Genomic DNA, 25,108 nt, shown 5'->3' with positions numbered 1-25,108 from the left:
CCTACCTTACATCTACTATAGCAGCTTATAAGTCCTTATATCTTAACATTTTTTGCTATATTCATTTTAATCTTAAATAAAAAATATCCCATATAAATCCTATTTTCTCCATTAAATCAATTGACACTTTAGATAATTCATTTTATTGTTAATATGTCAACTTAATAATCAAATAGGTTAACATATTGATAAATCTAGGTACTATAAGAATTCATAGTTTTTAATAAAACTTAGGAGAAGACAAACATGGAACAGATAGGATTATATAGTGTAAGAATGAGAGCCTCAGAGAATGAATCAAATGAAAAAGGTGTAAAGCATATTTCTGGTGGTGAATTGCTCTCTTCCTATAATGATTTAAGGAAATCAGTGAATACCTTACTAGTAAAAGCATTAAATCATTCAAGAGGAAAACCAGATTTTTTTCAAATTCAATGTGAAATTGTAAATAAGCCTATTAAGCTAGTGGAACCCCTAAGAGTTCAAACAAATGAAGTGATCACAGTTGAAGAAGGACAAGAGCTTGCTAGATATCTGCTTGAAAAAGCTGGTGTCCCTAAAGACGTAATTGAAAAAGCTTATAAGCAAATTCCTGAATATGCAGTAAGAGGAGCTATTCTCATTGATATTCATTCGGGGGAGCGCGTAGATGGGAGAATAGATAAAGGTGTTCGTGTTTCTAGAATGGATTGGCAATCGAGAAATTTTGAAGAGTGGACTAAATCAAAAGGCTATTCTATTAACCCTAGATTAAAGGATGCACTTGTACTTGCAACTAAAGTGGCTAGTCATAAAGCAACCGTTGCTGAATTATGTTGGTCAGATGACCCAGATTACACGATTGGATATGTAGCTAGTAAAAATGAAGGCTATCAACGTATTACACAACTTAAACACTATGGTAATGAGAGAGGTTGCCGTATCTTTTTTATCGATACGTCTGATATCAATACATATATGTCTTATTTAGAAGAACAACCAATTTTAGTTCACTGGGAGGAAGGAACATGACGCATGAATTGATTGAAAAAAGTAAAAAACATTTATGGTTACCCTTTACACAAATGAAGGATTATGATGAAAATCCTCTAATTATTGCAAGTGGCGAAGGGATAAAAGTAAAGGATATTAATGGAAAGGAGTATTTTGATGGATTTTCGTCTGTTTGGCTTAATGTACATGGCCATAGAAAAAAGGAATTAGATCATGCGATCAAAAAACAACTCGATAAAATCGCCCACTCAACATTATTAGGCATGACAAATATTCCAGCTACAGAGCTTGCAGAAAAACTAATAAAAATAACTCCAGAAAACTTAACAAGGGTTTTTTACTCTGATAGTGGTGCGGAAGCGATGGAAATTGCATTAAAAATGGCATTTCAATATTGGAAGAATATAGGGATGCCAGAAAAACAAAAGTTCATCTCCATGCAAAATGGCTATCATGGAGATACGATCGGGGCGGTCAGTGTCGGTTCAATTGAGCTTTTCCATCAAGTCTATGGACCACTTATGTTTGAAAGCTATAAAGCTTCCATTCCATATGTGTACCGATCAGAAAGTGGAAACCCAGAAATTTGCAGGGATGACTGTCTTAAACAGTTAGAAATGCTACTGATAGAACAGCACGAATCAATTGCAGCATTATCCATCGAATCCATGGTACAAGGTGCTGGGGGAATGATTGTCATGCCTGAAGGCTTTTTGTCTGGTGTTCGAGAGCTATGTACAAAATATGATGTACTTATGATTGTTGATGAAGTAGCAACTGGCTTTGGGCGAACTGGGAAAATGTTTGCTTGTGAATATGAAGACATTCAACCTGATTTAATGGCTGCTGGAAAAGGAATTACAGGCGGGTATTTACCTATAGCTGTAACTTTTGCGACAGAGGAAATCTATCAAGCTTTTTATGATGATTACAATAGACTAAAAACCTTTTTCCATGGCCACTCCTATACTGGGAACCAACTAGGTTGTGCGGTTGCACTTGAAAATTTACATTTGTTTGAGCAAGATCAAATTGTTGCACAGGTAAGTGAAAAAGCCGAACAATTACATGAATTATTACAAGAATTAAAAGATATGCCTCATGTAGGAGATATTAGACAATTAGGTTTTATGTGTGGAATTGAGCTAGTGAAATCTAAGGAAACAAAAGAAAGTTTTCCAACAAAAGCAAGAATGGGCTATCAAGTTACGTTAAAAATGAGAGAACTAGGGATGCTGACAAGACCAACAGGTGATGTCATTGTTTTTATGCCTCCACTTGTAAGTACGAAGGAAGAGCTTAAAGCGATGGTTAATATTATGAAACAAGCGATTCAAGAGGTTACTTGTAGTGGGGATTGATCAATGGTTAAGTGAAAGGATAGAAGAGACGAAACAGGTTGGCTTGTATCGAAAGTTAAGGACAATGAGCACTGCATCCCAGCCGCAAATGTTAGTTAATGGGACACAACAGATTGTTTTTTCATCAAACAACTATTTAAGCTTAGCGAACAATCCGATTTTAATAGAAGAGGCCGTAAAAACGGTAAAGGAATTTGGGATAGGAAGCAGCGGGTCTAGGTTAACAACTGGAAACACGGAATGGCATGAAAAGCTAGAGCGAAGAATTGCCATTTTCAAAAGGATGGAGGCTGCTCTTTTGTTCTCAAGCGGTTATTTAGCTAATGTTGGTGTTCTCTCATCCCTTCCGGAAAAAGGAGATGTGCTGTTAAGTGACCAACTTAATCATGCGAGTATCATCGACGGTTGCAGATTATCGAAAGCTGAAACTGTCATATATCAGCATACTGACATGAAAGATCTTGAGGAAAAATTAAAAGAGACACAAATACATACTCGTAGATTTATTGTCACAGATGGTGTTTTTAGTATGGATGGAACGATTGCTCCATTAGACCAAATTATGAAACTAGCTAAACGATATGATGCCTATGTCATTGTAGATGATGCACATGCTACAGGGGTTTTAGGAGAAAGAGGAAGTGGAACAAGCGAATTTTTTGGTGTTTCTCCAGATGTAGTCATTGGGACTTTAAGTAAGGCAGTGGGAGTTGAAGGAGGATTTGTAACAGGTTCTAAAGTGTTGATAGAATTCTTGTTAAATCATGCTAGAACGTTTATTTTTCAAACCTCTATCCCTCCGGTAAGCTGTGCCGCCGCCTGTGCCGCAATAGATATTATTGAGAAGAGTCAGAAAAAAAGGGAAAGCTTACTCAGAAAGATAAAAATAATAAAAAACTCTCTAGAAGAAATGGGTTTCATAGTCTATGGACAAAATACCCCAATCATCCCAGTGATTATTGGTGATCCAGAAATGTCGGTTAGATTTTCAAACAAGCTTCAAGAAAATGGTATCTATGCACCTGCGATCAGGCCACCAACTGTTCCAAAAGAAGAGAGCCGTATCAGACTGACTGTTACTGCTGATCATAATGATTTACAGGTTGAGTACATGCTTGCTGCATTCGCAGAAATTGGAAGGGAGTTGGAATTAATTAAATGAAGGGATTCTTTGTAACAGGAACAGACACAGGTGTAGGAAAAACATTTATAACAAGTGGAATTGCAGCTGTACTTAAAGAAAAACAAATGGATATTGGTGTATATAAACCGCTGTTAAGCGGAATTTCACGTGAACACCCAGAAAGCGATACGAGTTTGCTTTTGGAAGCTTCACAAACTTCCCTAACCTACGAAGACATTACACCATTTGAATTTAAAGAACCTCTTGCTCCTTATGTTGCAGGAAAGCTAGAGAGAAAATCTATTTATCTTAAAGACGTATTGAATCACTGGGATGGAATTAAAGAGAGACATCAATATTTTCTTGTTGAAGGTGCAGGAGGAATTTCTGTTCCGCTTGGCCCGGATTTTTTAGTAAGTGATTTAATCATAGCTTTGAACCTCCCTACAATTATTATCGCAAGGCCAAACTTAGGTACAATCAATCAAACATTTCTAACAGTGAAATATGCCCGAAGTTTAGGAATTGAAATAGCAGGAATTATTATAAATGGAAAAAATAAAGGCTTTGATTTAGCAGAAAAGACCAATCCTGACGTGATTGAAAAGCAATGCGGAGTACCAATTTTAGGAGTTACACCGAAGCTTGAGAACAGGAATAAAGAAGCCATTAAAAAAATGGTAAAAGAACATATCAATGTACCAAACCTTATCAATTTAATGGGGGGATAAAATAAATCAATTGCTGAAATTGAAAATAAACCGGCGGCAATATGAGTGTAGAGAAAATAAAGCGATTATAGTTACAAGAAAATATCGATAAAAAAGAGATTCGGAGGAACGTATCTCTTCTTTGGTATACAACAAATTAAGATTAGGAGGTAGAGCATGAAGAGTCTAAATGCTGAGCATTCTATATATGAAATAATAAAAAACCCCTATCCTTTTTATGAGGAAATTCGATCGACTCACCCGGTTTATAAAGGGAGTTTGCTAAAATATCCTGGCTGGTACGTAACTGGATATCAGGAAGCATTAATTATTCTTAAAGATAATCGTTTCCAAACTCGCATTCCACTTCCAGAGACAACAAAAAAGTACGAAGCTTTAAAAAAAATCCAAAGCGATATGCTACTTTTTAAAAATCCACCCGATCATGCTAGGTTACGTATGCTAGTTAGCCGCCAATTCACACCTTCAGCCATTGAAAAATATCGCCCATTTATTGAAAATCTTGCTCTAGATTTATTTAATAATGTAAAGAGTCAAAAAAATGTGGAAATAATTTCTGATTTTGCGTTTCCTTTCGCTAGTCTTGTTATTGCGAAAATAATAGGGATTCCAGAAGAGAATAAGACTATTTTTCGCAAATGGGCCCTAAGTTTAATCCAGTCGATCGATCTTACCCGTTCAAGACATTCAATTGCTGAGGGAACCAAAACAACATTGGAGATGTTATCCTTTTTTAAAGATCTGATTAAAAAAAGAAGGCAATCTCCTCAGGATGACCTCATTAGTGAATTATTACATCAAGAAAAAGATAGAAAAGTAACGGAAGAAGAGCTTTTAGCCATTTCTGTACTACTTGTGATTGCTGGACATGAAACAACCGTCAATTTAATAAGTAATTCACTTTATTGTTTTTTAACTAACCCGAAAGAATACGATAAATTGATTGAAAATCCTTTACTAATTGATTCAGCAATAGAAGAATGCTTACGATATGAAAGTCCTACTCAAGTAATTGCTAGATTAGCATCAGAGGATGTTGAACTTAAAAACATTCAGATTAAAAAAGGTGATCATGTGTATGTTCTTATTGGAGCAGCTAATAGAGATTCAAACCAATTCTCTAATGGAAATAACTTTGATATTACTAGAAATCCAAATCACCACCTTGCTTTTGGATCGGGTATCCATTTCTGCTTGGGTTCTGCTTTAGCTAGGTTAGAAGCTCAAATTGCCCTACGAACCATATTACTAAACTCAGTAAATACACCACTAGAGGTTAAAGAGGTAAAATGGAGAAAACTTATAGGCTTTAGAGCTATGAATGAAATGTATGTACTTTTCGATGAAAAATAAAATAAAGGACAGCCCCGCACCACATATAAGTGGTACCAGAACTGTCCCTATCCTTTGCTCATTGCAGAAAGCATCGATAGTGCCTCCTGCTGTTATCAAACTAAAGATGATTTTAATAGAAAGGGGAAGCGAATCTCTTCCCTTACTGTTAACCTTATTTCTCTTTCTCAATTTCAGCCTTGTGATATTCAGGACTGCTGCAGCAGTTCATTATGCCGCTTTATCCCAACCTGAAATATCCTCATCAAGCTGAAGATTATTCGCTCGAGCCTTTTTAGCGGCACGGAAGAATAGAACAAGCAGGAGAGCTGTTCCAATCACACCGCCATACCATGATACATCCATTGATAGGCGGAAGCCGATTTGGGCATTAAGGATATAGGTAATAACCATGACGAGCATGAACGATCCAGGGATAAGTGAAACCCAGTAATTTTTCTTCGCAATATATAAATACATAGCACCGACAAATAATGCGATAACCGCTGTTGCTTGGTTGGCCCAGCTGAAGTATCTCCATAAAATATTAAAGTCGATCTGAGTTAACACAATTGAGATAACAAATAACGGTATCGCAATCCATAAACGGCTAGACAATTTCTTTTGTGCAATGTTCAGGTATTCAGCGATAATCATACGTGCACTTCGGAAAGCAGTATCACCAGATGTAATCGGTAAAACCACAACGCCAAGCACGGCAAGAGTACCACCGATTGCGCCAAGCATCAATGTTGAAACTTCACTTACAACTGCACCAGGACCACCTGCTGCAAGTACTTCATTTAGACCATTATATCCGTCAAATAAGCTCATAGATGCTGCTGCCCAAATCATCGCAATGATACCTTCAGCAATCATCATACCATAGAAAATTTTACGACCTTGTTTTTCGTTTTGCGTTGTACGCGAAATGATTGGTGTTTGTGTAGCATGAAAGCCTGAAAGAGCACCACATGTGATCGTGAAAAAGATCAATGGGAAAATTGGCGCGTTATCAGGATGGAAATTTTGGAAAGAAAGCTCAGGAATTGGTGCTCCTGTTACAACTAAACCAATGCCTACGCCAAGTGCACTGATAACGAGCAATGCTCCAAAGTATGGATATAAACGACCGATAATTTTATCAACCGGTAATAGAGTAGCTAAAATATAATAAAGGAAAATAGCTCCAATGATCACGCCTAATGCGATTTTGCCATCCATTAAAACATGTAAAAGACTTGCCGGTGTTGAGACAAACACTGTTCCCACTAATAGTAGAAGCAGAATTGCGAATGCGTTTACAACGTGTCTCATGACTTTGCCAAGAAACTTACTTGCAAGTTCAGGTAAGTGGGCTCCGCGGTTACGGATTGAGATCATTCCTGTTAAATAGTCATGGACAGCCCCGGCAAAAATACAGCCGACAACGATCCAGATGAAGGCAGCTGGTCCATAAAGCGCTCCCATAATTGGGCCGAAAATAGGTCCTGTACCCGCGATATTTAACAATTGAATAAGTGAATTCCTCGATGTGCTCATTGGCACATAGTCAACGGAATCGTTGTTCACATATGCAGGGGTGGCACGATTTTCTTTTACCCCAAACATTTTTTCAATAAATTTTCCGTACGTGAAGTACCCTATAATTAAAAGAGCAATACCTCCTAAAAACGTATACATGATTACTCCCCCTGTTCTTCATAAATAAATGAATGCGTTTACATGAATTATAATGCAATAACAGTTTAAAAGGGGGAGTTTGAGATTAAAAGGTCAAAAACGGAGACTATCATGTTAAAAATCGTGATTAAGATGCAAGTAAGGGCTAAATTTCCAAGTGCGTTCTTAGTGATTTTACATAATTTCGGCTAACTGCCAACATTTCATCTCTGCCTTCGATTTGCAGCTGATAAGCACCATTGAACCATGGAGTTAGTTTCGAAACATATGATAAGTTCACAAGATAGCTTTTATGTATTCGGAAAAAATCAAACGCACTAAGTTTGCTTTCCAGCTCCTTAAGAGGTGTTTTTGTTTCAAATTCTCCTGTTTTTGTGATTAGCTTGGTTACTTTTTCGTCCCTGTAAATGTACAGGATGTCCGCAGGTTCGAGATAAAAGATCTCGCCTTCTGCTTCAACAGGAAGTTTTCCGGAACGTTTACCTATTTCACTTTCATCGTTACTTGCAAATTTTTTTTCAATCCGCTGAATTGTTTCATGCAACTGATCTTCGTCATACGGTTTTAATAAATAATCAATCGCATCATAACGGAATGCCTCTGCTGCAAATTGAGGATACGCTGTCGCGAAGACAATAAGCGGGACTTTTTTTAGTTCCATTAGTGCTTTTGCTGCTGCCATTCCATTCATTTTTGGCATCTCTACATCTAAAAAAACAACATCAGGCTGAAGCTGAAGAGATTTCATGACTGCAGCTTCGCCGGATTCTGCTTCACCAACAATGTTGATTGCTGGAAAGTTCTGTAACAAATACTTTAGCTCATCGCGACTATATAATTCATCATCGACAATTAATGTTTTAATAGATGATTTCATTTGCTTTTTCCTCCACTTTCACTTCATACGGGATTGAAAAGGCAATTTCTGTGCCTTTACCAGGTTCGCTTACGATTTTTAGCGCCGCTTCCTCTCCAAACATCATTGTCAGTCTGCGATTCACATTATAAATGGCGAGACCGCTTCCTTTCTCAGATTGAATCGGAGTTTGGGAAATTTGATTGGCGATTTCTTTACTCATTCCTTTTCCATTGTCTTTCACACTTATATTAGTAACGTTCTTGTTCTTTCTTATTGTAATGTTCAGTAAACAGTTTTCCTCTTTATCCTTGAAGCCATGTTTCATTGCATTTTCAACAAGTGGCTGCAGCGTAAGCGGGGGGATGCTTTGAAAAAGTGCTCCTTCATCTATATCATAGAAAACTTCTAAGCGATCAACAAACCTTGCTTCTTCAATTGCTAAGTACGCTTTTACATGACGTAATTCCTGCTCCAGCATAATCTTATTATGTGTTGTGACAGTCAGGTTTTGCCGTAAAAAATGGGACAAAGAAACTAGCAGCTTACGTGCTTTTGCCGGATCGATGCGTACAAGTGAAACAATTGTATTAAGCGTATTAAATAGAAAGTGCGGACTGATCTGTGCCTGAAGCGCCCTTATCTCTGTTTCCTTTGCAAGCTGATACGCTTTATCCGCTTCAGAGATTTCAAGCTGATTGCTGATCATCGAACTAAGCCCGGTAATTAACTCCATCACAACATTCGTGATTTCTTTTTCGGAGCGAAAATAAAATTTTAATGCGCCAATCGGTTTTCCGCGCAGCTTTAAAGGAGCTATCACTGCTGCACCGAGGGGGCATCCTTCAACGCGACAATGAATCGAGCGTTGATTCGCCACAACGATCTTGCCCTGTTTGATGGCATCCATCGTAATCTTCGTCTGTATGGGGCTTTCCGCACGGTGATGATCATATCCAAGACCAACATGGGCAAGAATTTCTGACGTATTCGTAATCGCAACGGCACTGGATTTGATTTCATTATGGATAATGTGACAAACCGCACCAGCAGAATCAGTAGTAAGACCGTTGCGCAGATAGGCAAGCGTCTGGTCGGCAATTCGCAGAGTTTTCTGGGCCTGCATAGCACCGGCCTTTTCTTCTTCAGTAAATACACTTTTAATAATCAATAGAAAAATCGCAGATCCGACTCCGTTCGCAAAAATCATGGGAATGCCGATCATTTCCACTAATGCCACAGCCTGCTCAAAAGGGCGTGAAATGAGCATTATGACGATCATTTGCAGTGTCTCAGCTAATGCTCCAATCAAAAAAGCAGAACGTAACTTTACATGTTTGTTTTTTTTATGGAAGAATCCAGCGATTACCCCCGCAAGAATGGTAGCAAGCCCACAGGAAATCCCTGTAAATCCTCCTAAAGTTAACCGATGAAGCCCCGCTATTAAACCGGCGCCAATCCCAACTTTATATCCGCCGAGAAGCCCAGCCAATACGACACCAATCACCCGTGAATTGGCAATCGCTTCATCAGCAGCAAGATCGGAAGGCAGACGATTAAATTGGAGGGTTTCTGTACTAAGACTCAATCCTGAATATGTACCAATAATGCCGAAAAAGCCAAAAAAGATCATCGCCGTCACATGCTGTTTGTGATTGAGCTGATCGTGATAAATCATTTCACGGAAGAATTTGAATCGCGTTAAGATGAAGGCAATCATGACAATAATGCCAAGACGTTCGACCATTGTAAGTAGTAATTCAAACATGTGAATAACCCCTTTTTAAGATGGAGATTGTCCCCAATAGCTAATTTCCCTTGTAGAGGACTTTTATCCATCGAGGTTGGAAAAATTATCGGTTCGTATTAAAAATAAATCTAGTTACCGTATTATATTCCCTTTTAATTTACCAAAACTTAGACAGGGATTCCACATATCATCAATAGATAAAGATAACGAGCTGTTTTCCCTATGCGATTATGAGGTAAACAATATTAAGGGTATAAATGAGTTTGGTATACGCCGATAAATTGCCCAAATTCAACTTAGTTGTACACTGCTTATTTAGTAAAATGCATACAAAAAGATTGCTCTAGACCCACCCATTTTCACTTTGCTATGATATTCAATGCAAATGATAGCAGGAGGACATGTGATGTGGAAGAACAAAAATATAGTGATCTTAAATTAGGAGAACGTGGAGCAATTATAAGTATCGTTGCATATATTTGTCTTTCTATTTTAAAATTGGCAATTGGGTATATAAGTGATTCAGCTGCATTAAGAGCAGATGGTTTAAATAACACAACAGATATTATTGCTTCTATTGCTGTACTGATCGGGCTTAAGCTTTCGCAAAGACCAGCCGATGAAAACCATACATACGGTCACTGGAAAAGTGAAACAATCGCTTCAATGGTTGCTTCTTTTATTATGGCAGCTGTTGGACTTCAGGTTTTAATTGATGCATTCCTAGGGTTGTTGCAAGGAAGAGATGCATCACCTGATGTACTGGCAGCATATACTGGTATTTTTTCAGCAATTGTTATGTATTTTGTATATCTGTATAACAAAAAATTAGCGATGAAAATTAATAGTAAGGCTGTTATGGCAGCTGCAAAGGATAATATTTCTGATGCATGGGTAAGTATGGGTACTGCCATAGGAATTTTTGGGTCTCAATTTAACATGCCATGGATTGATACAGTTACGGCAATTGTTGTGGGAATTTTAATTTGTAAAACAGCATTTGATATTTTTATGCAAGCATCACATGAATTATCAGATGGATTTGATGAGAAAAAATTGCAGATTTATCATCAACAAATTAGAAAGGTTAATGGTGTGAAAGGGATTAAGCAAATTAAAGGAAGAAGCTATGGTAACAATGAAGTATTAGATGTTGTCATACTAGTTAATTCTAAACTTGATATAACTGAAGCCCATGATATAGCAACTCAAGTGGAAAAAGTAATGAAAACTGATCACGGGGTTTATGATGTTCATGTTCACGTTGAACCAAATTAAAATGCCCACGTCAAGTTTAATATAACATTTATATTTAAATCAAAAGGCATCAAACCCCAACTGGTTATGATGCCTTTTTCCTTTAACTATTTATTTTGACGGAAGCTTTCTTTTCCTTGAGCGGTTTTATTTTTAATTGACCAATTCCAAGTTCCTTCGCTTCCTTATTTAAGGACTTAAGCAAGCTTCCTGCCATCAACGCAATGACAACTGAGAACGGTAAAGCCGCGATAATCATTGTATTTTGTAATGCCTGCAATCCACCAGAATAAAGAAGTACTAATGCGGTAATCGCTAGAAGTACACCCCAAATTACTTTTATGCCGGTGCTAGGATTTTGTGAACCATTTGTTGTCATCATCCCTAAAACAAAGGTACCTGAATCAGCAGATGTGACAAAGAACGTTACAATTATTACGATGGCAAGAATGGATACAACTGCTGGCAAAGGATAATTAGCTAATAAAGCGAATAATGAAACCTCAGTCGCCAATGAGGAAATAGTTGTTCCTGCTCTTTCCGTTAAAATTGCTGCACTACCAAAGGTTGAGAACCAAATAAAGCTAATCAATGATGGGATAAGTAATACACAAACAACAAATTCCCGGATTGATCGTCCTTTTGATACTCGAGCAATAAAGATTCCAACGAATGGTGACCAAGCGATCCACCAAGCCCAATAGAAAATGGTCCATCCGTTAATCCAACTACGGTCTTCAGGATTTACAGGGGCAATACGGAAACTCATATTGATAAAGTTTTGAATATAAGTACCAATTGTGTCTGTAAACATATTAAGGGTAAATAATGTTGAGCCGAAAATAAACACGAATAAGAAAAGGATAAATGTTAAGCCCATATTTAAGTTACTAAGAATTTTGATTCCTTTACTTAGTCCTGTTAATGCCGACATCATGAATAAAATGGTAAGACCAAGAATAATAAAGAACTGTGTAGAAATACTCGTAGGTACATCATATAAATAGGAAAGTCCACCATTTATTTGTACTGCACCAAATCCAAGTGTTGTCGCAACCCCAATAACAGTAGAGATAACGGCTATCGTATCGATGATTTTACCAATTACGCCATCAGCATACTTTCCAATTAACGGGCGTAAAGTTTTACTGATTAAGCCAGTTTCTCCTTTTCTGAAGGTTGCATAAGCGATTGCTAATGCGACAATGCCATAAATAGCCCAAGCATGAATACCCCAATGGAAAAACGTAAATCTCATCGCATCTTTAATCCCTTGATCAGTTCCTACTTCTCCTGTTGGCGAGCTAAGTGCATAATGACTTAATGGTTCAGCAGTACCATAGAAAATTAACCCAATTCCAATTCCTGCACTAAATAGCATAGCAAGCCAGGTTGGACGTGAAAACTCAGGTTTTTCATCTTGCTTTCCAAGCTTTATGCGGCCTACTGGACTGACTAGTAAATACAAACATACCCCAACGAAAATGGTTACGATAATTAAATAATACCAACCAAATGAATCTGTTAAAAATGCTTGCAGATTTCCTGTAGCAGTTTCTAATGTTGAAGGCATTGTTACACCTATCAAAACAAGAACTGCCATAATGGCTAATGAAATGTAAAAAACAATTGATGCATTTTTCATATGAAAATAAAAAACTCCTATCTATTATATTCTTGCAAAATAGCTTTATTTCATTTTGTAAATTAGACAAAATTAAATTCACTTAAAATAAAGCTGTCCTTACCTATGCAACTGGAAAATTAACTTAAAATCCTAGAACATAGGAATGGATACATATTTTTTGCAGGCTAAATTTAATATGTGTTTTTGTGATTCGTGGACAGTCTGCTACGATGAGTGCGCAAGAGTTAAGTAAGAGGTATAACTTAATTATATCGTAATAAAAACTATATTCATAATCCCATATTCATAGATTAGGACATGTCTAGTAGGAGGATAACTTCTATCAGTAACTTAAGTGCTGGTATCCTCACTTATCCTCTATTATCCGACAGATTCTTTCAATATCCTTCATATTATCCATTATTTTTTCCATTTTTATCCACGTGCGACAAGTTAATTAAATCCTTATTTACTTTTTTATTCAATAGTTATCCCTATTGTTACCGATTTTTTGGGTTGAATTTTCGGTATTTGTGCAAAGGGGAGAATTTATTTTTGAATGGGGCAAATTTATTAGAGTTGGACTTGGTTTATTCTTGGTTTAGTAAATGATGTGATTATCCTCAAATTTAGAACAAAAATATAGAAAGCAAAAGGGGAAAAAATCAGAAGTAATACTTATAATTGACTAAATTTCTATTGACAAGGATAGACAATCTCATTACTATTGAAAATGATTATCAATATTAATTGGGAGGAATTATTTTGTTTAATAAAATAAATAGTCGCAATGTTTTGAAAACATTAGCGTTAATTTTGATAGTATCATCAGTTTTGCTTGGTTGTGCAAATACAAGTGATGATGTCTCATCGTCAAAGGGAACAAATGACAACATGCTTACGTTCGCTTGGGCTAGGGATATAGGTGAGATGAATCCGCATGTTTATAATCCATCACAGTTATTTGCACAATCGATGGTATATGAACCATTAGTGAGCTACCAAGAAGGTGGAGAGCTAAAACCGCATCTAGCTGAGTCGTGGGACATTTCTAAAGATGGTAAGGAATACACATTTCATCTGCGCGAAAACGTGAAGTTTTCTGATGGAACAAGCTTTAATGCAGAAATTGTAAAGAAGAATTTTGATACCATTTTAAACCATATTGATATACATAGCTGGTTAGGATTCCTATCAAAAATAGATCATACGGAAGTGATCGACGAGTATACGTTTAAACTAACATTAACTGAACCATACTATCCTACAATTCAGGAATTGGCTGTTGTACGACCAGTTCGTTTCTTAGGAGAGTCAGGGTTTCCGGAAAATGGTGATACGTCAAAGGGTGTCGTTGAACCAGTTGGTACGGGTCCATGGGTGCTGGACGAGTATAAAGTGGACGAATTTGCTATTTTCAAACGTAATGAAAATTATTGGGGGGAGCTACCAAAAGAAGAAAAAATCAAGGTGAAAATTATTCCAGATGCAGAAACGAGGGTACTTGCTTTTGAAAAAGGAGAGATAGACCTTATTTATGGAGAAGGTAACATCAGTTTAGATGCATTTAAACAGTTAGAATCTACCGGAAACTATGAAACTAGCATTTCGGAGCCGGTTGCAACGAGACAGCTTGTCATTAATTCGAAGAAAGAACAGCTTTCCGATGAAAGAGTACGCCAGGCATTACATTATGCTTTTAATAAGGAAGCACTAGTTGAGGGAATTACATCGGGTTATGAAGAAAAAGCAGACTATATTTTACCGGCAAATTTTCCTTACACAAAAGACATTGATGCTAAGGTTATTGATTATGATGTAGAAAAAGCAAAATCATTATTAGAAGAAGCTGGCTGGGTCCTACCTAAAGGAAAAACAATTCGTGAAAAAAATGGGCAGTTACTTGAAGTGGAACTAATGTATGACTCAGCAGAAGCGATCCAAAAAACAATGGCAGAAGTCCTTCAATCTGAGTGGGCAGGAATTGGTGTAAAGTTAAATATTGTAGGAGTAGAACTAACGGAGCAAGTTCAACGATTCAAAGACAATAAATTTGACATTAATTTCTTTAGTAACTATGGAGCCCCTTATGACCCACATACCTTCTTAAACATTGTGGCATCAGAAGGTTTTGGATTTAATGAAGCTATATCTGCTTATCCGAATAAGGATGAATTATTAAAACAAATTGCAGAGGTTACTAAAACGACAGATGAGGAAAAACGACAACAGCTTTACTCGGCTATTTTAACATCAATACAAGATCAAGCAGCGGTTATTCCGATATCTTATATTAAGAAAACCGCAATTTATCAAAAAGATGTGACGAATTTTACTTTTCCTGCTAATCGTGACGAACATCCATTTACAGGAATTAGCATCGAGTAGTAAGTAGCAGGAGGTTTCCATGGTCACCTATATATTAAAACGAATGATATCAATTATTCCGGTATTTCTTTTTGCAACATTGCTTACAACTGGAATGATACACCTTTCACCGGTGGACCCGGCAGAGGCTTATTTAACAGCCGCCCATATTCAACCGACAGATGAGATCTTGGCTCAGAAAAGACAAGAATTTGGGTTAGATCAACCGTTTTTTATACAATATGTGAACTCAATTATGAAGATATGCCAACTTGATTTTGGCATATCTTATGTTTCGAATAAGCCTGTTTGGGATGAGGTTACCAATCGAATGCCAGCTACGATCCAGCTAGCATTGGGAAGTATCTTAATAGCAGTACTTATCAGTGTCCCTCTTGGCTTCCTGGCAGGAGTAAAGAAAAATAGTGTTTTTGATCATTTTAGTCGATTGCTTTCCTTTATAGGGGCATCAATTCCATCCTTTTGGTTCGGATATTTATTGATTTTTTTCTTTTCTGTAAAACTTGATCTTTTCCCAGTTGAAGGAACTGGGACATGGCAGCACCTTGTTCTACCTTCTATAACTCTAGCATTCCCCTTAATTGCGATCTATACGAGGTTGTTACGCGCTAGTGTTCTTGAAAATATAGAAGAGCCCTATGTGCTTTTTGCTAGAACAAGGGGAATTAAGGAAAAAACGATTATGGGGAAACATGTGTTCAGGATTGCGATATCGCCAATGATCACTGGACTTGGGATGAATCTTGGTAAGCTGCTAACTGGTACCATTATCGTTGAAGCTGTTTTTTCTTGGCCCGGGTTTGGTCGTTATTTTATCGAAGCGATTTTTAATCGTGATATACCTGTTATTCAATGCTATGTGCTGATTGCTGCTAGCTTATTTATCATTAGCAACTTACTTGTAGATATGATCCAAATGTACATAGACCCGCGTATTTCTAGGAAAGAAGGATACAAGCAGTGATAAGAAGTATACAAAAAATGTTCAATCTTCAAAAAGTTATTCCAATTTGTTCGATTATGATAGGCATTCTTTTTATCCTTGCTATATTTGCTCCCTTGATCGCACCAAATGATCCGATAGCTGTCAACATGGCTTACAAACTACAGCCTCCTTCTATGGATTTTCCATTAGGGACCGATCAATTAGGAAGATGTAATCTTTCAAGGATTTTATATGGGGCACGTATTTCATTAGGTTTTGCAATTCTTATTTTTGTTTCATCCATACTCATTGGTTTAATCGTTGGAACCTTTTCAGGGTATAAAGGCGGTTGGGTTGATCATGTCCTAATGAGATTTTGCGACGGGGTTATGGCATTTCCGAGTCTTATTCTAATTCTTGGGCTTGTCGGCATCTTTGGACCCGGCTTAACACAAGTAATTTTAGCATTAATGCTTGTGCAATGGGTTTATTACGCGAGAATGTTCCGAGGCATGGTGCTAAGTTTGAAAGAACAAAACTTTATTGTGGCTGCAAGGGTAAGTGGTTCATCAAAATGGAAGATTATTAAAAATCATATTGTCCCTAATGTGCTCCCGCCCCTTATTGTAATGGGTACATTAGAAATGGGGTGGGCGATTATGGATATATCCGCGATGTCTTTTCTGGGGCTAGGAGTTCAGGCTCCCACACCTGAATGGGGAGCGATGATTCACGAAGGAAAATCATATATACGGACGAATCCGGAATTAATGCTTTATCCAGGCTTAATCATTATGGTTGTTATTGTCACATTCAATTTATTGGGTGAAGCATTATCAGAACGTTACGGTGTTAAACGCAGATTTTAAAAAGGGATGAGTAGGTTGAAAATAGAAGAATCAAATGTGTTAGAGGTCAAGGATTTACATGTTCATGTTAAAACAAAAAACGGTGTAACCCCTCTTGTCCAAGATCTAAATTTGGAACTAAAGCGTGGCAGTGTTCTTGGGCTTGTTGGGGAAAGTGGATGTGGAAAAACCGTTACCAGTATGTCTATTCTTCAGCTCCTTGATAGGAAAACGTCAAAGATTGAAGGAAGTATAACATTAAAAGGACGTGAATTGAACGGTTTAAGTGATAAGGAAATGCGAAAGATACGTGGTAAGGATATAGCCTTTATTATGCAAAATCCAATGAATGCTTTTACACCTGTTTTTACGATTGGCCATCAATTTGTAGAAAGCATCCGCACACATAGATCTTGCAGTAAAAAACAAGCGACCGAGCTTGCCATTAATGCGATGCATCAGGTGAATCTACCTAATCCTGGTCAACTGTTAAACTACTATCCTTTTCAATTGAGTGGAGGTATGCTTCAACGGGTCATGATTGCAATTGCAGCCAGTACACATCCGGCGGTGATTATTGCTGATGAACCCACTACTGCACTAGATGTAAAAAACCAGAAAAAGGTGCTTTGTCACCTAGATAAAATTCGATCTGAATATGGTTCAGCTATTTTATTAATTTCTCATGACCTTGGGGTTATTTCTGAAATGGCAGATGAAGTTGCTGTTATGCAGAATGGGAGAATCGTAGAAAAAGCGGATGTGTTTCAATTATTCGATGAGCCTCAACATGAATATACAAAAAAACTATTACTTGCACGACCGCTATTACACGTAAATCAACCAATTATCCCTTTAGCTTGACCTTATGATAGACATTTAATTAGGGGTGAAAAAATGAGTTTATTACAAGTGAATAAGGTAACTCATAGTTACGGATCCCGGACGTTTTTTAACTGGAAAGACCGTCCGAAAAAAGTACTCTCTGACATTTCTTTTTCTATTGAAGAAGGAACCTGCTTAGGAATCCTTGGTTCGAGCGGGGCAGGTAAAAGTACATTAGGAAAAGTGATTCTAGGATTGGAACGACCGCAATGTGGACAAGTTCTTTTTCAAGGGCATGATATTTATAAGGTAGATAAACATACGCTTCAAAAAATCCGCCGTGACCTTCAAGTTGTTTTTCAAGATTCATACTCATCCGTTAATCCCCGAATGACAGCAGAACGTATTATTGCAGAGCCGTTGGAAAACTTTGAAAAGCTAACAGTTGGTGAACAAAAACGAACAGTTGTTGAACTATTAGAAAGGGTAGGGCTAAGTGAAACGGATTTAAAAAAATATCCATACCAGTTTAGTGGTGGCCAATTACAGAGGATTAATATTGCCAGAGCAATCTCGCTGAAGCCAAAATTGATTGTCTTAGATGAATCTGTGAGTAGTCTTGACATGGTGAATCAAACTCTTATTTTGGATTTATTAAGTGAATTAAAAAAAGACTTAGGGTTATCTTATTTCTTTATCACACATGATATTAAAGCGGTGTATACGATTAGTGATTCATTGGGTATCCTCGAAAATGGAGAACTAGTTGAGATATACGATTCAAAAGATCACTTTTTTACATCAGAACTTTCAGAAGTAAAGGAGATGAGGGATTCCATTCTTGCGGAGCATCCACGTTATCGTACGGTTAGAGCAAGATAAATAATTCAAGTACCCAAAAATTTATTAAGTTAAGGGATATATACTTGATTTCATTTTCTACAATTACACGAACCTTTGTCAGTGACCTTAATTAAATCTCCAAAAGAATCTGCTAAATTTCTACGTCTCAAAACCTTGTTATTAAAGGACTGAGGCGTTTTTTATGTCTTGAACTCGCGATAAGGAGCATTATCCGGACTACTGCGAAAATTCCATCCCTTAGGTCCTGGTAAAAAAGTAAATTAGAAATGGAAGCGTTTTCTCTTGATGTATAAAGTGAATCTTGCTATTCTAGATATGAGAGTTACATAAACTTGTGCAAGCGTTTGCTTAGGTTTACGTAACTGATTTATATGGAAGGGGGATTTTTATGAAACATTTGTTTATGCGTTTAGGAATTAGTATTATGATCGCTGTACTTATGGTATTACCTCTTTTTCAGACGGCAGTAAATGCTGAAATCAAGACAGATTATAAAGCATCTGTTATGGCACCATTAACAAAGATTACGAACTGGAATGACTTTGCAAAGCAACTAGCTACGCTAAAAAGTAATGGTGTTTATGCCTTAACGACCGATGTTTGGTGGGGAGATGTCGAGAAAAATGGGGATAATCAGTTTGATTGGTCGTATTATCGTCAATATGCACAAACAGTAAGAGAGTCTGGACTTAAATGGGTACCCATTTTATCTACACATCAGTGTGGTGGAAATGTAGGAGATGATTGTAATATCCCTGTACCAAATTGGGTATGGGATTTAGATTCCATTGATACTCTTACACATAAGTCCGAAACAGGTTATGTGAGTAAAGAAACGGTTTCTCCATGGGCAGCCCAGGTAATTTCTACACAATATGATGAACTCTATCAATCTTTTGCACAAAATTTCTCAGACTTTAAAGACATCATTATTAAAATATATCTTAGTGGTGGACCAGCGGGTGAACTTAGATTTCCTTCCTATGTTTCAAATGATAGCTGGTCATACCCTTCAAGAGGAAAGCTCCAATCTTACACAGACACCGCAAAACATGACTTCAGAAGCAATATGCAAGCAAAATATAGCACCCTTTCTAATTTAAATTCTGCATGGAACACAAATCTAACATCTTGGAGTGAAGTCAACCCTCCTTCTGATGGAGACCATTTTTTCACTTCAGGTGCTGCATATTATAGTCAATATGGTAAGGACTTTATGACCTGGTATCAGAATGTATTAATTAAGCATTTAGAGCGTATAAGTAGTAAAGCGCATGAAAACTTTGATTCAACCTTCGGGGTTCCAATTGGTGCAAAGATTGCAGGAATTCATTGGAAAATGAATGATCCATCTATGCCGCACGCAGCTGAATATTCAGCAGGATACTATCAATACACAACAATAATAGATCAATTCAAGATAAGTAATTTACACCTTACCTTTACATGTCTAGAAATGGATGATAGTCAAGCTTATACAAGCCCTTATTATTCCGCACCTAAATCTCTTGTAACACAAATTGCAAATATAGCAACTTCAAGGGGTATCGTATTAAATGGTGAGAATGCACTAGCCATCTCTAGTTCAGATGCAAATTATAGCGAAACTCGATATCGAAATACTGCGCAGCATCTATTTAACGAAGGATTTAGCGGCTTCACATTATTAAGAATGGCAAACATTGTGAATGCTGATGGGACGAAAACAGCTGAAACGGATCGTTTTAGAGATATTTTAGTTCTAACACCAATAAAGGTAGAATTTGTTGTGAAAAATGCTCCGACATATTATGGTGATTCTGTTTATATAACAGGTAACCGATGGGAAATGGGTATGTGGGCCAGTCAGGATGGCAAAAAGATTAAACTTACCTGGGATGATGTAAATAGGGATTGGAGAGGTACTGGATATATTGCAGCTAGTCGCTATTATGAGTTTAAAGCTGTAATTGAAGATTCTAATGGAAACACAAAAGCATGGGAACCTAATAGCAACAACGTTTGGACTACACCTAGCAATGACACAAGTTATACAATACAGTGGTAGAACTTATATATAGTAAGGAGATCAATATCAATCAAAAGAACTCAGGTGGCAACAGACTATCTGAGTTCTTTCTTTTAATCATAATTTGTAATTGAAATGCCTAATAAAGTTTAACTACGATTTGGATAGGCTTTTTCTTGTTAAGCAATCGGGCCAGATTCTGGAACAAGGAGAAGCGCTTATTTCATGTATAGAAAATTACAGAGTTGATAGAAATAGCGAAGGAGTGAAAATTTGAAGAAGTTCAAGAAATTTATTTGCAGATATTTCAATAATCTCGTCTATCTCGATGAAAAGAAGCGAAGGGAAAATCCAATCGCTTTAGAGTAAATATTAATTATTGACTATCATCTGATATAGCCATTTTTTCATACAAAAGTTGAGAAACATATAAAACAAAGGTCTTGATTAAAAATATTAGTGATAATTGAGTTTTAGAAAGCCGCACTAAAGTGACATAACCTATTTTTTTAAACCAATTTATTATAAAAAATGTAAAAAGGGAGTCTACTGCAAGATTTGCAAAGAGATAGTACTTAAATTTTCCATAGGTGTATTTTAATATCCAAAGAGAACCGATAAAAAATGGACCTATTATTAGTGGAAGCTCCCCAATTACATTATGTTTTATGTGAAAAGGGAACCACCACCATTTTCTCTTTTCAGCAAGTCTCCCTTCAGCAATTAGATATATACACATAATCATTGATGATGGGAAGAATCTTTTGAATGTTTTTAGCCCTAGTAATGGTATAGAGAACCAAGGTAAAAGCGTCATTAAAGCAATAAACGTTTTAGATATTTTCATTAATGTGAATCTCCTTAATAAAGATATCTTTATTCTTGCTTAATTTTGGTAACTATATGCGGTATTAACTAATAATTAAAATTAACAATGTTGCGTAGTTCGCTTAAAGAGTGAATTAATAAAAAAACTGCTATCAAAGGATAACAGTACAGAAGGAAGTAGTTTGAAGTCCAAAATATTATTTAAGAGGTAACTAATAATATATTCGATTTTATGTAGAAAGTGACACAAGGATAGCTAGTCTTATCGGAATAATATTGTGAGTATTGATCCTTGTGTCTAGAGATATTTTACCCATAAAGAGGAACTGTTAATTACTTTTTTGTAAAAAGATATGAAAACGATACAATTTGCGTAGTAACAAAAAATGGATCAGTTATTACTGATCCGTTTTGGAAAGTATCTTCTCGTGTTTTTGTACACCTATATTTAATATCAAGGCTATCATACTCCAAATCAACAGCACTGTTGAAGTTACAACAACCGCCCAATAGAAGATAGGAGAAAAATTTGCATTTGAAACGATACTTCTTAAGCTTAATCCCACAAGAAACATCGCAATTAGTAATGGTAAATTTTTTATCAATATAGTCACTCCAAATTTACAATATTGTTAAATTATAACATGATAACTTAATTTATATCTAAAATTTAATTGAATTATTTTTATATTTACTTTGTAGTTCGCTAAAAGAGTGAAGTAGTAATCTTCAACAATCGAGCGCTGTTCTTGAAAAAGGGTAAAACCTTTTTCATGTTATGGGCCATTTAATTGAATAAGACCCGTTGTGAAAAGGTGCGGTTTAGAAGGGATCATTAACATAAATAGCGAATTAACATAAGTAGCAAATTATGATTGTTTATTTTTATTCGGGAGTTGAGGAAAAATAAATATTTCAATAAAAGAGTTACCTGAATGCGAAGTAGCATTCATTAGACGTGTTGGAAGTTACTTTGGACCCCAAGAACATTGGAGTAAATTGGTCCATTGGGCAGTAAATAATGGACTTTTTCCACCGGATCAAAGTTTTATAGGAATATCTTTAGACAACCCGGAATCTGTGGAAGGTCACAAGTGTCGTCACGATGCTTGTGTTACAATTCCGGAGGATTTTGATAAAAAGAAACATAATGATATGCAATTTAAAAAGTTAGATGGTGGGCTGTATGCATTATGTCGTTTTTATGATACACCTGAGAAATTAAATTTGGCGTATCTATATATGTTTGAACAATGGTTACCAAATAGTGATTATGATGTAGATTATGATAGATACAACCTTGAATTTAATAAGAACAATCCCGCGGATGATCCTGAAGGGAAATGCAAGGTCGATTTATTTGTCCCAATTAAAAAAGACATATGATCGGTGTTCGGTTCAACTTCATTCAGAAATTTAATTGTTTTCACAGCCGGACCAATTCTCAATTCTGTAACAGTTGTAGATTTAATATTAATAAAACAAATGGTGTGGCAGTTTTTATACTTCCATGCCATTTTTATTTTTTATTAGTCAATATCTTACAAGAGAGCCTTAACCAACTGTGTTACACTGACTATCAGAAATCAATAGGAGGTTGTTCGCATGGGACAAGAAGAAAGAACGGTACGTTTTGATCAGGATTTACAAATAGAAGCTTATCGTTTTGAAGGAATCATGCAAAAGTTTCCGAATCACTTCCATGAATATTATGTTATTGGGTTTATAGAGAGGGGACAAAGACGATTATCTTGTAAGAACAAAGAATATGTAATTGGTAACGGTGATATTATATTTTTTAACCCTCTGGACAATCATGCCTGTGAATCAATTGACAACGAAACATTAGACTATCGTTGCTTGAATATCAAGCCTGAAATCATGCGAAAAGTTACAAAAGAGATTACAGGGCAAGATTATCTTCCTTCCTTTGCTTCTCCTGTTGCCTATCGTAGTGAACATGTTCGATTGTTACATAATCTTCACCAGATGATTATGGAGGAAATATCACATTTTGAGAAAGAAGAAACTTTTTATTTACTTATTAAACAGCTTATTGAAGAATATACAATAGCTTTCGAAGACACAGAACCAAGAGTTATTAAACAAGAAATTGAAAATGTTTGTCACTACCTAGAAGTACATTATGCAGAACATATTACTTTAGATAATTTAGCAAAGATAGCTAATTTAAACAAATATTCTTTGTTACGTACATTTACCCAAATTCGGGGGATTACCCCGTATCGTTACTTACAAACGGTACGTATTAATGAAGCAAAGAAACGATTGGAACAGGGTGTAAAACCACTTGATGCTGCAATAGAGACAGGTTTTGTAGATCAAAGTCATTTTAGTAAATTCTTTATGGAATTTATTGGATTAACACCCGGCCAATACAGAGATATTTTTATTCAGAATGATAAATGATCTGCTTTAATAAATTCCCTCATATTTCCATTTGGAAGTCTGCTCAAATTTAAGAGATTGATTTTCGTAGGTGAAAAATCATCATCAGAAAAAGGTAATCCGAAATAGATATAAAAATAAGGATGTGATTTTATATGCTTAATGAAGAAAGTCGCTTTTCCAAAGCCCTCAAATCAATTGCTAGAGATCAAGAACTAAAAGCCTTTTTACAAGATTCAAAAGAACTTTTCCCGATTTTTATTAAAGGTGCTAAACGATTTGTGGCTGGTGAAACACGAACGGAAGGGATAGAGCGTGTTATAAATCTATATAATAAAGGGTATCAGGTTTCATTAGAATTTATTGGCGAAAATACAACATCCGAAGAAGAATGTATGCTTGCCAAAAATGAATTCAAAGAATTAATAAAAGATCTCGGGAATAATCAATTGAAGGCTACCGTATCATTTGATCTTTCTCATATAGGAATCATGATTTCTGATGAAGTAGCATTTACTAATTTAGAAGAATTAGCAAAAGAAGCACAAAAGCATAATATTCAACTAATGATAAGTATGGAAGAATCACAAAAAACAGATAAAATATTATCACTATATAAAAGGATATCAAAATCATTTTCAAATGTTGGGATAACATTACAAGTTCATTTGAAGCGTTCATTTAATGACCTAAATGATCTATTGAAAACCTCGGGCAGAATACGTTTAGTAAAGGGGGCTTATCAAGAGTCTGAAGGTATATATATTCCAAGATCCGAAGAGCTAAATAAACAGTATAAAGAATTTGTATCTATGTGTATAGATAATAGTCATCCATTGTCTGTTGCTACACATGATGAAAATATATTGATGGACCTAAAAGCAAAAGAATTTCTTTATAGTCCAAATGTTGAAGTAGAGATGTTGGATGGGGTTCGACCTGACCTATTAAGATCTTTAAAGGAGGATAATATCCAGGCCAAAGTTTATGTAACATATGGTAGTGAGTGGTATTTATATTTAGTTCATCGTATTGCTGAATATCCTCCGAATATCTATACTTTTATTTCAGATATAATTGAACAAAATACCGATAAAGAAAAAATACATACGAAATAATGAAATATTATTTTCTAATGATTCCTATAATTAAGTTTCTTCAACAATAGAGCGCTGTTCTTGGATAAGAATAAGTGCTTTCCCTTCATTGCCTTATTTAAAAAGTCGACTTGAAAAGGGTGCTAGAGTAGAAGAATGTACTCATTCTATTCTTCAAACGAGGCTCTAATTTAGGAAAATAA

The 25,108-nt window shown here is 36.1% G+C and carries 21 protein-coding genes; 15 read left to right on the top strand and 6 right to left on the bottom strand.

Annotated features, from left to right (window positions below; translation table 11 throughout):
* The first annotated feature begins 246 nt into the window (after positions 1-246).
* The 5 genes from AC4GZ8_RS19755 (at position 247) to AC4GZ8_RS19735 (ending at position 5,561) form a co-directional block, all read left to right on the top strand.
* Entirely contained in the window at positions 247-1,011 is a 765-nt protein-coding gene (locus AC4GZ8_RS19755; RefSeq protein WP_491083619.1) for a 6-carboxyhexanoate--CoA ligase, read from the top strand.
* A complete protein-coding gene (gene bioA / locus AC4GZ8_RS19750) occupies positions 1,008-2,354 on the top strand; it encodes an adenosylmethionine--8-amino-7-oxononanoate transaminase (protein WP_491083618.1) in 1,347 nt (448 codons plus the stop codon). The genes AC4GZ8_RS19755 and bioA overlap by 4 nt, the downstream gene beginning before the upstream one ends.
* Positions 2,344-3,516: an 8-amino-7-oxononanoate synthase gene (gene bioF / locus AC4GZ8_RS19745; protein WP_491083617.1), complete on the top strand. Its 1,173-nt coding sequence runs from the start codon at positions 2,344-2,346 to the stop codon at positions 3,514-3,516. Before bioA ends, bioF begins: the two co-directional genes overlap by 11 nt.
* On the top strand, positions 3,513-4,208 hold the full coding sequence (bioD, locus tag AC4GZ8_RS19740) for a dethiobiotin synthase (protein WP_491083616.1): 696 nt from the start codon (positions 3,513-3,515) through the stop codon (positions 4,206-4,208). Before bioF ends, bioD begins: the two co-directional genes overlap by 4 nt.
* 156 nt (positions 4,209-4,364) lie before the next feature.
* Positions 4,365-5,561, top strand: a complete 1,197-nt coding sequence (locus AC4GZ8_RS19735; protein ID WP_491083615.1) for a cytochrome P450 — start codon at positions 4,365-4,367, stop codon at positions 5,559-5,561.
* A gap of 210 nt (positions 5,562-5,771) precedes the next feature.
* Here AC4GZ8_RS19735 and AC4GZ8_RS19730 read toward each other — a convergent pair whose 3' ends face one another.
* The 3 genes from AC4GZ8_RS19730 to AC4GZ8_RS19720 form a co-directional block, all read right to left on the bottom strand.
* Complete coding sequence (locus AC4GZ8_RS19730) at positions 5,772-7,223, bottom strand: carbon starvation CstA family protein (protein ID WP_491083614.1); 1,452 nt, start codon at positions 7,221-7,223, stop codon at positions 5,772-5,774.
* Positions 7,224-7,368: 145 nt separating this feature from the next.
* The gene (locus tag AC4GZ8_RS19725; RefSeq protein ID WP_491083613.1) at positions 7,369-8,100 is read right to left on the bottom strand and encodes a LytR/AlgR family response regulator transcription factor; all 732 of its coding nucleotides are present in this window, start codon (positions 8,098-8,100) and stop codon (positions 7,369-7,371) included.
* Positions 8,084-9,847 carry a LytS/YhcK type 5TM receptor domain-containing protein gene (locus tag AC4GZ8_RS19720; protein ID WP_491083612.1) on the bottom strand — a complete coding sequence of 588 codons (1,764 nt, stop codon included), beginning with the start codon at positions 9,845-9,847 and terminating at the stop codon, positions 8,084-8,086. The genes AC4GZ8_RS19725 and AC4GZ8_RS19720 overlap by 17 nt, the downstream gene beginning before the upstream one ends.
* Positions 9,848-10,237: 390 nt before the next feature.
* Between AC4GZ8_RS19720 and AC4GZ8_RS19715 the strand changes: the two genes are divergently transcribed.
* Complete coding sequence (locus AC4GZ8_RS19715) at positions 10,238-11,107, top strand: cation diffusion facilitator family transporter (RefSeq protein ID WP_491083611.1); 870 nt, start codon at positions 10,238-10,240, stop codon at positions 11,105-11,107.
* An 82-nt stretch (positions 11,108-11,189) separates the two neighbouring features.
* On the opposite strand, the gene AC4GZ8_RS19710 is transcribed toward AC4GZ8_RS19715, so the two are convergent.
* Entirely contained in the window at positions 11,190-12,731 is a 1,542-nt protein-coding gene (locus AC4GZ8_RS19710; RefSeq protein WP_491083610.1) for a glycine betaine uptake BCCT transporter, read from the bottom strand.
* Positions 12,732-13,547: 816 nt separating this feature from the next.
* On the opposite strand from AC4GZ8_RS19710, the gene nikA reads away from it, so the two are divergent.
* The 6 genes from nikA to AC4GZ8_RS19680 all read left to right on the top strand — a co-directional run bounded on the left by nikA (position 13,548) and on the right by AC4GZ8_RS19680 (position 20,610).
* Positions 13,548-15,101 (top strand): nickel ABC transporter substrate-binding protein, encoded by a 1,554-nt coding sequence (gene nikA, locus AC4GZ8_RS19705; protein ID WP_491083706.1) that lies wholly within the window; start codon positions 13,548-13,550, stop codon positions 15,099-15,101.
* A 19-nt stretch (positions 15,102-15,120) separates the two neighbouring features.
* Positions 15,121-16,065 (top strand): nickel ABC transporter permease subunit NikB, encoded by a 945-nt coding sequence (nikB, locus tag AC4GZ8_RS19700; protein WP_491083609.1) that lies wholly within the window; start codon positions 15,121-15,123, stop codon positions 16,063-16,065.
* A gap of 17 nt (positions 16,066-16,082) precedes the next feature.
* A complete protein-coding gene (gene nikC, locus AC4GZ8_RS19695; protein ID WP_491083705.1) occupies positions 16,083-16,895 on the top strand; it encodes a nickel ABC transporter permease subunit NikC in 813 nt (270 codons plus the stop codon).
* Positions 16,896-16,901: 6 nt separating this feature from the next.
* Positions 16,902-17,738, top strand: coding sequence for a nickel import ATP-binding protein NikD (nikD, locus tag AC4GZ8_RS19690; RefSeq protein WP_491083608.1), 837 nt, complete (start codon positions 16,902-16,904; stop codon positions 17,736-17,738).
* A gap of 33 nt (positions 17,739-17,771) precedes the next feature.
* Positions 17,772-18,581: a nickel import ATP-binding protein NikE gene (gene nikE / locus AC4GZ8_RS19685; protein ID WP_491083607.1), complete on the top strand. Its 810-nt coding sequence runs from the start codon at positions 17,772-17,774 to the stop codon at positions 18,579-18,581.
* A 370-nt stretch (positions 18,582-18,951) separates the two neighbouring features.
* Positions 18,952-20,610 carry a family 14 glycosylhydrolase gene (locus AC4GZ8_RS19680; protein WP_491083606.1) on the top strand — a complete coding sequence of 553 codons (1,659 nt, stop codon included), beginning with the start codon at positions 18,952-18,954 and terminating at the stop codon, positions 20,608-20,610.
* Between the two features lie 337 nt (positions 20,611-20,947).
* On the opposite strand, the gene AC4GZ8_RS19675 is transcribed toward AC4GZ8_RS19680, so the two are convergent.
* Entirely contained in the window at positions 20,948-21,418 is a 471-nt protein-coding gene (locus tag AC4GZ8_RS19675; protein WP_491083605.1) for a hypothetical protein, read from the bottom strand.
* 379 nt (positions 21,419-21,797) lie between these two features.
* Positions 21,798-22,004, bottom strand: coding sequence for a hypothetical protein (locus tag AC4GZ8_RS19670; RefSeq protein WP_491083604.1), 207 nt, complete (start codon positions 22,002-22,004; stop codon positions 21,798-21,800).
* Positions 22,005-22,305: 301 nt separating this feature from the next.
* On the opposite strand from AC4GZ8_RS19670, the gene AC4GZ8_RS19665 reads away from it, so the two are divergent.
* From AC4GZ8_RS19665 to AC4GZ8_RS19655, 3 genes are all read left to right on the top strand, one after another.
* Entirely contained in the window at positions 22,306-22,785 is a 480-nt protein-coding gene (locus AC4GZ8_RS19665; protein WP_491083704.1) for an AraC family transcriptional regulator, read from the top strand.
* A gap of 219 nt (positions 22,786-23,004) precedes the next feature.
* Positions 23,005-23,829: an AraC family ligand binding domain-containing protein gene (locus AC4GZ8_RS19660; protein WP_491083603.1), complete on the top strand. Its 825-nt coding sequence runs from the start codon at positions 23,005-23,007 to the stop codon at positions 23,827-23,829.
* Positions 23,830-23,963: 134 nt separating this feature from the next.
* Entirely contained in the window at positions 23,964-24,926 is a 963-nt protein-coding gene (locus AC4GZ8_RS19655; protein WP_491083602.1) for a proline dehydrogenase family protein, read from the top strand.
* The last annotated feature ends 182 nt before the right edge of the window (positions 24,927-25,108 follow it).

The organism is Metabacillus sp. RB-C-LZQ-3-1 (assembly GCF_058315175.1).
This window is presented reverse-complemented; position numbering and strand designations above follow the sequence as displayed.